This is a genomic window from Streptomyces sp. L500, from assembly GCF_054551825.1.
In genome coordinates this window covers 226,265-238,791 of record NZ_JBTOLC010000003.1, presented here as the reverse complement: position 1 = coordinate 238,791, position 12,527 = coordinate 226,265, and the positions used below count along the sequence as shown (strand labels likewise).

Annotated in this window: 11 protein-coding genes and 1 pseudogene; 7 read left to right on the top strand and 5 right to left on the bottom strand. The window is 72.6% G+C overall.

Annotated features, from left to right (window positions below; all coding sequences use genetic code 11):
- Positions 1 to 42: 42 nt before the first annotated feature.
- Positions 43 to 579, bottom strand: a pseudogene (locus ACX9I7_RS06300) (rhomboid-like protein); the annotation flags it as partial.
- A 103-nt stretch (positions 580 to 682) separates the two neighbouring features.
- Here ACX9I7_RS06300 and ACX9I7_RS06295 point away from each other — a divergent pair.
- The 3 genes from ACX9I7_RS06295 to ACX9I7_RS06285 all read left to right on the top strand — a co-directional run bounded on the left by ACX9I7_RS06295 (position 683) and on the right by ACX9I7_RS06285 (position 3,886).
- Complete coding sequence (locus ACX9I7_RS06295) at positions 683 to 1,393, top strand: FadR/GntR family transcriptional regulator (protein WP_387573133.1); 711 nt, start codon at positions 683 to 685, stop codon at positions 1,391 to 1,393.
- A 215-nt stretch (positions 1,394 to 1,608) separates the two neighbouring features.
- Positions 1,609 to 2,850: an MFS transporter gene (locus ACX9I7_RS06290; RefSeq protein WP_459386747.1), complete on the top strand. Its 1,242-nt coding sequence runs from the start codon at positions 1,609 to 1,611 to the stop codon at positions 2,848 to 2,850.
- A gap of 88 nt (positions 2,851 to 2,938) precedes the next feature.
- On the top strand, positions 2,939 to 3,886 hold the full coding sequence (locus ACX9I7_RS06285) for an aminoglycoside phosphotransferase family protein (RefSeq protein WP_459386728.1): 948 nt from the start codon (positions 2,939 to 2,941) through the stop codon (positions 3,884 to 3,886).
- A 77-nt stretch (positions 3,887 to 3,963) separates the two neighbouring features.
- Here the strand turns inward: ACX9I7_RS06285 and ACX9I7_RS06280 are convergent, their stop codons facing one another.
- From ACX9I7_RS06280 to ACX9I7_RS06265, 4 genes are read right to left on the bottom strand one after another with little or no spacing between them, the layout of a single operon-like run.
- Positions 3,964 to 4,698: an ABC transporter permease subunit gene (locus ACX9I7_RS06280; RefSeq protein WP_387573127.1), complete on the bottom strand. Its 735-nt coding sequence runs from the start codon at positions 4,696 to 4,698 to the stop codon at positions 3,964 to 3,966.
- Between the two features lie 13 nt (positions 4,699 to 4,711).
- On the bottom strand, positions 4,712 to 5,623 hold the full coding sequence (locus ACX9I7_RS06275; protein ID WP_358215965.1) for an ABC transporter ATP-binding protein: 912 nt from the start codon (positions 5,621 to 5,623) through the stop codon (positions 4,712 to 4,714).
- Complete coding sequence (locus tag ACX9I7_RS06270) at positions 5,620 to 6,534, bottom strand: ABC transporter permease subunit (RefSeq protein ID WP_459386727.1); 915 nt, start codon at positions 6,532 to 6,534, stop codon at positions 5,620 to 5,622. The genes ACX9I7_RS06275 and ACX9I7_RS06270 overlap by 4 nt, the downstream gene beginning before the upstream one ends.
- Entirely contained in the window at positions 6,524 to 7,612 is a 1,089-nt protein-coding gene (locus ACX9I7_RS06265; protein WP_459386746.1) for an ABC transporter ATP-binding protein, read from the bottom strand. The genes ACX9I7_RS06270 and ACX9I7_RS06265 overlap by 11 nt, the downstream gene beginning before the upstream one ends.
- Before the next feature lie 261 nt (positions 7,613 to 7,873).
- On the opposite strand from ACX9I7_RS06265, the gene ACX9I7_RS06260 reads away from it, so the two are divergent.
- The 4 genes from ACX9I7_RS06260 to ACX9I7_RS06245 all read left to right on the top strand — a co-directional run bounded on the left by ACX9I7_RS06260 (position 7,874) and on the right by ACX9I7_RS06245 (position 12,490).
- A complete protein-coding gene (locus ACX9I7_RS06260; RefSeq protein ID WP_358634006.1) occupies positions 7,874 to 8,716 on the top strand; it encodes a M24 family metallopeptidase in 843 nt (280 codons plus the stop codon).
- Positions 8,713 to 10,500: an SDR family oxidoreductase gene (locus tag ACX9I7_RS06255; protein WP_387573119.1), complete on the top strand. Its 1,788-nt coding sequence runs from the start codon at positions 8,713 to 8,715 to the stop codon at positions 10,498 to 10,500. Before ACX9I7_RS06260 ends, ACX9I7_RS06255 begins: the two co-directional genes overlap by 4 nt.
- Positions 10,501 to 10,585: 85 nt before the next feature.
- Entirely contained in the window at positions 10,586 to 11,488 is a 903-nt protein-coding gene (locus ACX9I7_RS06250; protein ID WP_459386726.1) for a metal-dependent hydrolase, read from the top strand.
- Positions 11,489 to 11,527: 39 nt separating this feature from the next.
- Positions 11,528 to 12,490 carry a MerR family transcriptional regulator gene (locus tag ACX9I7_RS06245; RefSeq protein WP_459386725.1) on the top strand — a complete coding sequence of 321 codons (963 nt, stop codon included), beginning with the start codon at positions 11,528 to 11,530 and terminating at the stop codon, positions 12,488 to 12,490.
- Positions 12,491 to 12,527: the final 37 nt, after the last annotated feature.

Sequence of the window (12,527 nt, the reverse complement as noted above, 5' to 3'; positions counted from 1 at the left end):
CCAGCAGGCCAGGCCCAGCCCCAGCGCGATCGCGTGGCCGACGTCGGTGAACGTACCGCCGGTCAGCAGCGGCAGGGCGAAGAAGGCCACCGCCCCCACCAGATAGGGCCAGCGCCACGGCCGCGGTATGCGATAGGTGAGGACGCCTACGGCCCCGGCGAGCCCGTAGGAGACGCCGATGTCGACGACGTGCTTCATCGAGCGCGGCGCCGAGTGGCTCTCGATCGCCCTCAGCAGGACCTCCTGGCTGATCAGCGTCGCCGCGACATGGGCGACCGCCACCACGCACAGCCAGCGCAGCGTGCCGAGCCAGCGTTCGACGTTGGCGTGGACGACCTCGAAGAGCACGGCGTAGAGGACGAACGACGACGGGGTCTCGATCCAGAAGCCGCTGATCAGCAGGGACTCGAACGGATGCTTGTTGAGCTCGTGGATGTTGCTGCTGTTGCGGTGGAGGAGGAAGGCCTCCAGGCCCTCGCTCGCCGACGCGACGACGAGGCTGGTGATGCCGATGATCAGCAGCCAGATGTGCGTACCGGGCGAGGAGCGGACCCAGCGGCGAATCCCGTCGACTACCACCCCTCGAAGGTAGCCCGGGAGCCGTCGGCGCGCAGTTGTAGGATGACTGGGCAACCGGTTGAATCGGCGGTTGGATCAAGCGTCTGCCCGGAGGACGACACACATGGCACTGCGAGCGGCGGGACGCCAGTCCCTCGTGGACACCGTCGTGGAACAACTGCGCGCCCAGGTGGCCGCCGGCGAGTGGCGGGTCGGGGAGCGCATCCCGACCGAGCACGCCCTCGCCGAGCAGCTGAAGGTCGGCCGCAACACGGTCCGCGAGGCCGTCCGCGTCCTCGTGCACGCCGGGATGCTGCGCTCCCGGCAGGGCGAGGGCACCTTCGTGCTGTCCACGGCCGACCCCGCCGAGGTCATGCGCGGGCTGCGGCGCGCCGGAGTGCGCGACGTCCTGGAGCTGCGCATCGCGCTGGAGGCCGAGGCCGCCCGGCTCGCGGCGCTCCGCCATGAGCCCGCCGACCTGGAGCGGATGCGGGCCGCGCTCGACGCCCAGACGGCCTTCGAGGACCCCGACGGCCAGCCCGACTCCGGCAGCCTGGAGCTCTACGCGGACCACGACGTGGAGTTCCACCGGGCCGTCGTGGAGGCCGCCCACAACAGCGCGCTGACGGCGACGTACGCCTGGTTCAGCAGCTCGGTGCGCGAGGCGCTGGTCACCGCGCTCGGCGACCGCGACATGCCGCGCATCGTCCACGGCGACCACCACGCCCTCATGGAGGCCATCGCCTCCGGCGACCCGGAGGCCGCCTACCGCGCCGCCCGGACCCTGCTCGAGCGCCCCAAGCAGGCCGTCGACTCCCTGCTCGCCGAGAGCTGACCGCGCGCCACCGGCCCGTTCCCCCTTCCCCCTTCCTTCGCACCGCCCCTGGAGGCACCCCCTTGTCCGAAACGAGGTCCGAAACGAGGTCCGGCACGACGTCCGAAACGAGGTCCGACACGGCCGACATACCGCCGGTCGGCACCGCGCCGGCCCGTCCCGAGCCGGTCGCCGCGCCCGCCCGGCGGGGCGTCCTCGCCCACCCCGCGTTCGCGATGCTCGGCATCGTGCTCGCGTCGCTGAACATGCGGGCGGCGCTCGCCGGGGTCTCGCCGCTCATGAGCGAGATAAGCGGCCACTTCCACCTCTCGGCGGCCACGAGCAGCCTCGTGACCACGATCCCGCTGGTCTTCATGGGCCTCGGCTCGATCGTCGCGCCCCGGCTCGCCCGGCGCTTCGGCACGGAGGCCGTGCTGTGCGGGGCGCTTCTGCTGCTGTGCGGGGGCATCCTGCTGCGCGTCGCGCCGCCCGTGGTGGCGCTGTTCGCGGGCTGCGCGCTCGTCGGCACCGCGATCGCCCTGCTGAACGTGCTGATGCCGGGCCTGGTCAAGCGGGACTTCCCGGACCGCGCCGCGAGCATGACCGCGCTCTACTCCACCACGCTGATCCTCGGCGCCACGGGCTCGGCCGCGCTGTCCGTGCCGCTGGAGAACGCCCTGGGCGGCTGGCGCGGCTCGCTCGCCTCCTGGGCGCTGCTCGCCGCCGTGGCGGCCCTCGTCTGGCTGCCGCAGGCGGTCCTCACCCGGCGCGGCGCCGCCCGGCCGGACGCGCCCGCCGGATCCTCGGCCGGATCCTCGGCCGGATCCTCGGCCGCCTCCGCCGCCGCGACGGCCGCCGGGTCCGCGAGCGCGGTGAACGCGGTGAACGCGGTGAACGCGGGCGAGGGTCCCCGGCTCACCCGCTCGCCGCTGGCCTGGCAGGTCACGCTGATGATGGGCACCCAGTCGCTGATCGCCTACGTGTGCATCGCCTGGATGCCGACGATCTTCACCGACCATGGGATGAGCAAGGGCGGGGCCGGTCTGGTCTACGCGTTCTACACGCTGGTCCAGATGGCCGGTTCCTTCTTCGTGCCGCTGCTCGCGGGCCGGATGCGCGACCAGCGCGTACCGGTGGTCGCCGTGGTGGCCCTGATGGCGGCGGGCGTCACCGGCCTGCTGATCGCCCCCGTGGCGGGCGCGTGGGTGTGGGCGACGCTCATGGGCGTGGCCCAGGGCGGTCTGCTGGGCCTGGCCCTGACGTTCATGGTGCTGCGCACCCGCGACGCGCACACGGCCTCCCGGCTGTCGGGCATGGCCCAGACGTGGGGCTATCTGCTCGCCTCCGTCGGCCCGTTCGCGATCGGCTGGGTGTACGGGGCGACGGACAGCTGGACGCTGCCGGTCTCGCTGCTGCTCGTCGCCTGCGCGGCGCTGCTCTTCCTGGGGCTGGGCGCCGGGCGCGATCGGAAGATCTGAGGCGTTGGGGGAGTGAGGAGCTCACCGTTCGCTCGGTTCGCCTAGTCCGCAGTCCGCAGTCCGCAGTCCGCAGGAGGAATCCGCCGTCATGCGCGCAGCATCCCGGATCACCGTCCCGGCCCGCCTCGTCGAGTACCACGAGGACGCGTCCGAGGGCGAGGGCGGCCCCGAGTGGATCGCCGCGCTGCCGGACCTGGCGGCGGACTTCCTCGACCGCTGGGGGCTGCGTATCGACGGCCCCGCGGCGCACGGCGTGGTGGCGCTCGTCCTGCCCGTACGGCGCGCGGACGACTCCCCCGCCGCGCTGAAGCTCCAGCCGGTCACCGAGGAGAGCGTCGGTGAGGCGCCCGCGCTGCGGGCCTGGGCGGGCGCGGGCGCGGTCGAACTCCTCGACCACGACCCGGAGTCCGGCACGCTGCTGCTGGAGCGGCTGGACGCGGGCCGCTCGCTCCGGGACGTCCCCGACGCGGAGGCGGCCCTGCTGTCGCTGACGGCGCTGCTGGGACGGCTGCTGGAGGCGCCCGCACCGGCCGGACTGCGGACGCTGGGCGCGGTGGCGGAGGCCATGCTGGAGGACGTGCCGCGGGCGCTGCCCGCCCTGTCCGACGCGGCCGAGCGCGCCCTGCTGCTGGACTGCGCGGCCGCCGTCCGGGAGGTCGTCGTCGAGCCGGGCGACCGGCTGCTGCACTGGGACCTCCACTACGAGAACGTCCTCGCGCCCCTGCCCGGCGCGGACACCGGTGCGGACAGGGGCGCGTGGCTGGCGATCGATCCCAAGCCGCTGGTGGGCGACCCGGGGTTCGACCTGATGCCGGCCCTGGACAACCGCTGGGAGGACATCGTCGCCACCGGCGACGTGACCCGGGCGGTGCGCCGGCGCTTCGACCTCATGACGGACCTGCTGGGCCTGGACCGCGAACGGGCGGCGCGCTGGACGCTCGCCCGGGCCCTCCAGAATTCCCTGTGGGACGTCGAGGACGGCGAGCCCCGCCTTCAGCCGGAGCAGATCGCCATCGCGAGGGCGCTGCGGGTGTGAATCCCGCTGCCGGAGGGGCCCTTCCACGGCTGGAGGGCTCCCTCCGTGTCCACTCCTCCCCGTCTGCTCCTCCGCGTCTACTCCTCCCCGGCCAGCGTCAGCGCCCGCAGCTTGCGCGCCGCGAAGTACGTGCCGGCGACGGTCGCGACGGCCAGCAGCGTCAGCCCCAGGGTCAGCGACACCTGGGCGTTGATCGCCCCCTCCCCGGCGATCCGCTGGGCCAGGGCCAGCGCCCACTGCTGGACGCTGAGCGTCCGCGCCCCCGGGATGAGGCTGCCGAACAGCGACTCCCAGACGAGGGCGTAGACGAGACCGGCGATGACCGCGTGCCGGGTGACCGTCCCCAGGAAGAGGAATATCGCGCTGTAGGCCACGGAGGCGACCGCCGCGGCCACCGCGTAGGCCACGGCGATCTGCTGGCTGTTGCCGTTGAGCACGAACCCGGCGATGAGCGTGGGGACCGCCGAGAAGGCCACGGCGACGCCGATCGCGACGATCAGCTTGGTGACGATGATGACGTGCCGCTTGACGGGCTTGGACAGCAGGTAGACGACGGAGCCGTCGTCGATCTCCGGGCCGATCGCGCCCGTGCCGGCGATCACGCCGATCAGCGGCACCATCGTGGCCAGCGCGAAGCCGCCCAGGACATTGGCGGCGGTCTCGTCGTCCGCGCCGCTGAGCGCCCGGACGGCGATCGAGATGGCCAGCAGCAGGGCGGGCAGGGCGAAGAGGACGGCGGCGCGGCGGCGGCCGAGGAGGCCCCGGTAGGTCAGCCGGGCGACGGTCGGGTGGTAGAGCTGGTGGAGCGCCATCGTGAGCCTCCTTTCAGGCCGTGACGAGGTAGGAGAAGACCGATTCCAGGGACTCGTCGGAGGGCGAGACCGTCAGGAGCCGGATGCCGTGCGCGTGGGCCACGCGCGGCAGGAGTTCGGTGAAGCGGGTGAAGTCGACGGCCTGGACGCGCAGGGCGCCCTCCTGGACGTCCACCTCGATGCCCGCTGTCGACGGGTCGGCGATGAGCGCGGCGGCCAGGGCGCGGTCGTCGCTCGACCGTACGAGGTAGCGGTGGGGGCGGTCGGTCATCAGGCGGCGGATCTTGCGGAAGTCGCCCGACGCGGCGTGCCGGCCGGCGACCACGACCTCGATGTGGGCGGCGAGCTGCTCGACCTCCTCCAGGATGTGGGAGGAGAACAGGACGGTCCGGCCCTCGTCGCCCATGGCCCGCAGCAGGTCCATCAGCTGCATCCGCTGGCGCGGGTCCATGCCGTTGAAGGGCTCGTCGAGGAGGAGCACGGACGGCTCGTGGACGAGCGCGGAGGCCATCTTCACGCGCTGCCGCATGCCCTTGCTGTAGGTGGCGATCTTGCGGTCCTGCGCGTACTCCATCTCGACCGTGGCGAGGGCGCGCCGGGCCTCCTTCCCGCCCAGGCCGTGGAGCTCGGCGTTGGCGAGGACGAACTCCTTGCCGGTCAGGAAGTCGTACATCGCCTCGCGCTCGGGGACGACGCCGATGTGCCGGTAGATCCGCTCGTTGCGCCAGATCGGCTCGCCGTCGAGCGTGACCGTTCCGGTCGAGGGGGCGAGGAAACCACCCATCATGTTGATGAGCGTGGACTTGCCCGCTCCGTTGGGGCCGAGGAGCCCGGTGACACCGGGGGCGACGGACATGGACACGTCGTTGACGGCGACGACGTTCCCGAACCAGCGGGAGACGTTGTCGATGTGGATGGTCGTCACAGCCCGGCCTTTCGGTAGCGGCTCATGAGGAGGCCGTAGGAGCCGGCGATCACACCGAGGAGGACGGCGAGGTAGACGACGCCCGCGCCCGTGCCGGGGCCGTGGGTTTCGGGGAAGGCGCTGGTGGCGCCGAGGAACGCCGTCTGGACACCGTCGACGAGGGTGATCGGGGAGAAGAGGCCGAGCCAGCTGACGAGCGAGGGGTTGTCGCTGGCCAGGGCGATGCCCTGGATGGTGGTGACCGCGCCGTAGGGGATCGTCAGGGCGGCGATGACGCCCGCGACGCCGAAGCCCCGGCGCGGGGTGAGCGCCGCGACGACCAGGCCGATGCCTGCGAAGAGCAGGGAGAGCAGGGTCACGGAGACCAGCCCCTGGCCGAAGCCCTTCGTCTGTTCGGCGAAGTCCAGCTTGGCGAGCAGGGCGCCCACGTAGAGGATCAGCAGCGGCGTGGCCGTCAGCACGAACAGGGCCGAGGCCATCGCCGCGAACTTGGCGACGACGTAGTCGACGCGCTCGATCGGGCGGGAGAAGTACAGCGGCACGGTCTTGAACCGCAGGTCCCGCGAGACCGACTGGGGGGCCTGGGCTGCCAGGTAGAGGCCGATGACCGCCTGGAGGTAGATCGCGTAGCGGGTGTACTCCATGGGCAGCCGGTTCATCTTCGTGGTGACGGCGACGGCGACCACGATCGCGGCCGGGAGGCACATCACGCCGAAGAGCGTCATCGGCAGCACCTTGGACTTCGCCGACCGGCCGAGGCCGTAGGCGCCGCGCAGGCTCTGGGAGAACAGCGAGCGGCGGGCGTAGGCGCGGCCGAGGCGGGGGCCGCCGTAGTCGCGGTAGCCGATGTTGTGGATGACGTCCTGGGAGCGGTGGCCGCGCCCCGGTGCCGTCGTGGTCTCAGGCGGCATCGACGCTTCCTCCGTTCTGCTGCGCGCGCTTGTCGCTCTTCTTCTGCTTCTGCTGCCAGCCGGCGCCCCACGCGGGCGCCTGGGCCGGCGTGCCGGGGGTGCCCGGGGTTCCGGGCGCGGCGGGGTGGGGTGCGGGGGCGTCGTCGTCCCGGAAGAGCTCCGCGATGCGGTGGCGGCGCTGCTCCATGCGGACCAGGCCGATCCCGAGACCGGCGACGGCGTCCCGGACGATGTCGTACGTCCCCTCGTCGAGGACGTCGACGAGCAGCACCCGGCCGGACATGGCCGAACCGTCGGCCGTCCGGCCCGCGGGCCTGGTCGTCAGCCCCGCACCGTCGAGGGCCGCCAGCAGCGCGCCGGTGCCGTCGGGGCAGGCGTCGGTGTCGGTGACCTCCACCGCGAGGGAGCCCGTGGCCTGGGTGAACTCGTCCGTGGACGAGGAGCGCAGCAGCGTGCCGCCGTCGATGACGACGACGTGGTCGCAGGTGCGCTCCAGTTCGCCGAGGAGGTGGGAGGTGACCAGGACCGAGATGCCGAAGTCGGTGTGGACGCGGCGGATCAGGCCCAGCATCTCGTCCCGGCCGACCGGGTCGAGACCGTTGGTCGGCTCGTCCAGCAGCACCAGCTTGGGGTCGTGGACCAGCGCCTGGGCGAGCTTGACCCGCTGCTTCATGCCGGTGGAGTAGCCGCCCATGGGGCGGTACCGCTCCTCGTAGAGCCCGACGTGGCGCAGGGTGTCCGCGGTCCGCTCACGGGCGGCGGTGGGCGGCAGGCCCGACATCCGCGCCATGTGGACGACGAACTCGGTGGCCGACACGTCGGGCGGCAGGCAGTCGTGCTCGGGCATGTAGCCGACCCGCTCGCGGATCTCGGCGCCCCGGGTGGCCACGTCCAGGCCGAGCACGCGGGCGCTCCCCTCGGTGGCGGGCGAGAGACCCAGCAAGATCTTGATCAGCGTGGACTTGCCGGCCCCGTTGGCACCCACCAGACCGGTGACTCCCGGATTGATGTCGACGGAGAGCCGGTCCAGAGCGGTCACCCGGGGGTACCGCTTGCTGAGGCTTTCGGTAGCGATCACAGTCACGCCTTCGACCGTAGTGGCGGAATTCGCGGCAGTCGTCAGACCAGACGGCTGGTTGTCCGTACTCCTCGGGTCTGACGTGACCGTACGGGTGGAGGGGCCACCGGGACCTTCGGGACCGACCGGGATCAGCCGGGTCCCTTGACGCAGCCGCCGGTCATTGTCACATTCAGCACTGGCAACTTTCTTGTGGGGCTTCGCACTTCGGATACCGGAAGCGGAACCGGTCACGGAACCGGTCGGAGGGTGGCGGTCGGCATGACGAGCTCGATGAGCACCGCGGAGCTGCGCGGATTCCGGGAGGCGCAGCGACTCGCGTACGACTGCGCGGAGGCGGTCGCCGCGCGGCTCGTCCCCGGGGTGACCGAGCGCGAGGCGGCCCGGGCTCAGCGGGAATGGCTGCGCGAACGCGGCGTCCGCGACTGGTTCCACCTGCCCTTCGCCTGGTTCGGCGACCGCACGGCCTTCACGGGCTTCCGGGTGCCGCTGGACTTCTTTCCCACCGCGCGGCGGCTGGAGCCGGGGATGCCGTTCATCCTCGACCTGGCGCCGGTCCACGGCGGTTTCACGGCGGACGTCGGCTACGCCGGGTGTCTGGGCGCGAACCCCCTCCACGACCGGATGCTCTCCGATCTCGCCGCCCACCGCGAGCTGATCCTCCGCGAGGTGCGCGAGCGCCGCCCGCTCCGGGAGATCTACGAGGACGTCGAGCGCCTCATGGTGCGCCAGGGCTACGTCAACCGGCATCGTGCCTATCCCTTCGGTGTGATCGCGCACAAGGTGGACCGGCTGCGGGAGCGCCGCTGGTCCCCACGGCTGTTCGGCTTCGGCACCCAGGCCCTCAAGGGCCTCGCCTCCGACGCCCTGCGCGGCCACCGGGAGGGCTGGTCACCGCTGTGGAGCCCCCACCGTCGCTCCGACCACCCGCCGCACCCCGGCCTGTGGGCGGTCGAACCCCACCTGGGCTTCCGGGGCACGGGGGTGAAGTTCGAGGAACTCCTGGTGGTCACCGACTCGCGGGACCCCGAGGAGAGCGCGTTCTGGCTGGACGACGATCTGCCGCACGTGCGGCGCCGGCAGGAGGAGAGGACGGCCGTATGAGCCTGGAGAGCGAGGGCGCGCGCGAGCGCCGGATCACCACGGGCGGGATCGAACTGTGCGTCCTGGAACTGGGCGAACCCACCGACCCCACGGTCGTGCTGCTGCACGGCTATCCCGACAGCAAGGAGGTCTGGTCCGAGGTCGCCCGGCGGCTGCGCGACCGCTTCCACGTGGTGCTCTACGACGTGCGGGGCCACGGCCGCTCCACCGCGCCACAACCGCTGCGCGGCGGCTTCACCCTGGAGAAGCTCACCGACGACTTCCTGGCCGTCGTGGACACCGTGAGCCCCGACGCCCCCGTGCATCTGGTCGGGCACGACTGGGGATCGGTGCAGGGTTGGGAATTCGTCACCGTCGAGCGCACCGAGGGCCGCGTCGCCTCCTTCACCTCCATCTCGGGACCGTCCCTGGACCACTTCGGGCACTGGCTCAAGGAACGGGCCGCGCGACCCACCCCGCGCCGTACGCTCCAGCTCCTCGGCCAGGGGGCCCGCTCCTGGTACGTCTACGCCCTCCACACCCCCGCCCTCCCGGAGGCCGCCTGGCGCGGCCCCCTCGGCAAGCGCTGGCCCAAGATGCTGGAGCGGCTGGAGACCCTGCCGCCGCAGGCCCCGGCCGGCTACCCGACGGCCTCCCTCCCGGACGACGCCGCCCACGGCGCCTGGCTCTACCGCGACAACGTACGGGCCAGGCTGCGCCGCCCCCGCACGGACGCCCACGCGCATGTGCCCGTGCAGCTGATCACCCCGACCGGCGACCCCTACCTCTCCGAGCGCCTCTATGACGACCTGGAGCGCTGGGCCCCCCGGCTGGTGCGGCGCACCCTCACCGCCGGGCACTGGGTGCCCCGCACCCGCCCCGACCAACTCGCCGCCTGGGTAAGCGAATTCGTCACCGCTCAGGAGACCGCCCGCCACGATGGCCTGCCCGCCCGGGTGCCCACGGGCAAGGGACCGTACGCCCACCGGTTCGGCGGACGGCTGGTGTTGATCACGGGGGCGGCGAGCGGCATCGGGCGGGCCACCGCGTTCGCCTTCGCGGAAGCCGGAGCGCGCGTCGTCGCGGTCGACCGGGACGCGGAGGGCGCGGTCCGCACCGCCGAACTGGCCCGGCTGACCGGGGCCCGGGACGCGTGGGCCGAGTGCTGCGACGTCTCGGACGAGCAGGCCATGGAGAAACTGGCCGCCAAGGTCGCCGCCGAGTACGGCGTGGTGGACGTGCTGGTCAACAATGCCGGCATCGGCTTCTCCGGCTCCTTCATGGCCACCTCCACCGAGGACTGGCGCAAGGTCCTCGACGTCAATCTGTGGGGCGTCATCCACGGCTGCCGGACCTTCGGCAGGCAGATGGCCGAGCGCGGCCAGGGCGGCCACATCGTCAACACCGCCTCCGCGGCCGCCTTCCAGCCGACCAAGGCCCTCGCCGCCTACGCCACGTCCAAGGCCGGCGTGCTGATGCTCAGCGAATGCCTGCGGGCCGAGCTCGCCGGGCAGGGCATCGGGGTCAGCGCGATCTGCCCCGGCATCGTCAACACCGCCATCACGACGAGCGCGGGCTTCGCGGGCGTCCCGGAAGAGGAACAGCGACGCCTCCAGGAGAAGACCGCCCGCCTCTACGGCAAGCGCGACTACCCGCCGGAGAAGGTCGCCGAGGCGATCCTCCGGGCCGTGGCCGAGGACCGGCCCGTCGTGCCCGTGGCCCCCGAGGCACACGGCCTGCGCCTCATCTCCCGCTTCGCACCGGCGCTGGGCCGCCGCATCGCCCGTATCGACCCGCGCCTGTGAACGGTCCCCCGCTCCGGGCGGATCCCCGCGGCGTGGGATCCCCGCCCCCACCGAGAGTGATCTCCCGTTCCGGAGGAGCGCCTTCATGAGAGACAGATACCGAATAGCCCCGCGGCGCGTGTCGTTCGACTGGCAGCACACGCCCCTGCACTGGATCCCGGACGAGCCCACGGCCACCCATGTCATCAACGTCCTCCACCTCCTGCTGCCCGCCGGTGAGCGGTGGTTCGTCAAGGTCTTCAAGGAAGCCCTCCCCCTGGTGCGCGACGAGGCGCTGCTCAAGGACGTGAAGGGCTTCATGGGACAGGAGTCCACCCACAGCGTCCAGCACTCCTATGTGCTCCAGCACCTCGCCGAACAGGGCCTGGACACCGGCCCGTACACCCGGCGCGTCGACTTCCTGTTCGACGTCCTGCTCGGCGACCGCCCCCCGTTCGGCCTGCGGCTCTCCGAACGGGAGTGGCTGCGCTTCCGGCTCTCCGTGATCGCCGCCGTCGAGCAGTTCACCGCGGTCCTCGGCGACTGGGTGCTCCGGGCCGACTCCCTCGACGAGGCCGAACCGGACCCCGTGATGCTGGACCTGCTGCGCTGGCACGGCGCCGAAGAGGTCGAACACCGGTCGGTGGCCTTCGACATGTACCAGCACTGCGGCGGCCCGGACCCCGCCCGCTACGCCCGCCGGCTGCTCGGCATGGCGATCACGGCGCCGATGCTCTTCTACCTCTGGGGCTGGGGCGCGGGCTATCTGATCCGCCACGACCCCTGGCTGGCGGGCCGGCTGCGCTACTCCCTCCGTGAGCACAACAGGGCCGTCACCAAGGGCCTGCTGCCCACCTGGCGGGAGCTGGGCTCGGCCGTCCCCCGCTACGCGCGGCGCTCGTACCATCCCTCCCAGGAGGGGTCGCTGCGCAAGGCCCTCGACTACCTGGCGACCTCGCCCGCGGCCCGTGCCGCGGCGGGCGCGGTGGGCCGGGCGGCCCTGTCCTGAGCCGTCCCCCGACGGCGGCCTTCCGTAAGGAGCACCCCTGTGCCGGAACCGGAATACCGGATCGAGGACCTGGCCCACCACAGCGGAACGACCGTCCGCACCATCCGCGCCTACCAGGACCGCGGACTGCTGCCCAAACCGGAGCGGCGCGGCCGGGCCAACGTCTACCGGGACACCCATCTGGCCCGGCTCCGCCAGATCAGCGGACTCCTCGACCGCGGCTACACCCTCGCCAGCATCAAGGAACTGCTGGACGCCTGGGACACCGGCCGCGGCCTGGGCGGGGTGCTCGGGCTGGTCGCCGAGATCGACGGACCGTGGTCGGACGAGGAACCCGTCCGGATCACCCGCGCCGAGCTGGACGGGCGATTCGGTGGGCACCAGGACGACGAGGCCGTCGCGGACGCCGTCGACCTCGGCATCCTGCTCCCGCTGCCCTCCTCGCCCGGCGAGTTCCTGGTGCCCAGCCCCCGGGAACTCGCCGTCGCCGTCGAGCTCCACGCGGCCGGCGTTCCCCTGCCCGCCATCTCGGGACATCTGCGCGAACTGCGTACTCACGTCGAACACATCGCCTCCCGTTTCCTCGACTTCACCACCGAACACGTCTTCCAGCAGTTCCTCGACCATCCCCCCACCGACGAGGAGGCCACCGAGGCCGCCTCCCTCGTCCGCCGGCTGCGCCCCCTCGCCCAGCAGACCGTCGACGCCGAACTCGCCCGCGCCATGCGGACCTTGGCCACCCGACACCTCCAGCAGCACCTGGACGCATGGGCCCCGGACACCGGCCACGAGCCCGCCACACGGCGAACGGCACCGCCCGCCGTGAAGCGACAGCCCACCGGGGAGCAGCCGCCCGCCCTGGAGCAGGTGCCGCTGCCCGCCGCGACCGTGCGGGCCGTCCAGGCGCTCGTCGGGGCCGAGAACGTCGCGGCCTTCATCGCCGCTGCCGCCGAGCGGGAGGTACAGGCCCGCGTGATGGACGGGCTCCTCCCCCGCCCCTGAGCCCCGAGGAAGCCCGCCCGCCGGGGCCCGTGGACGG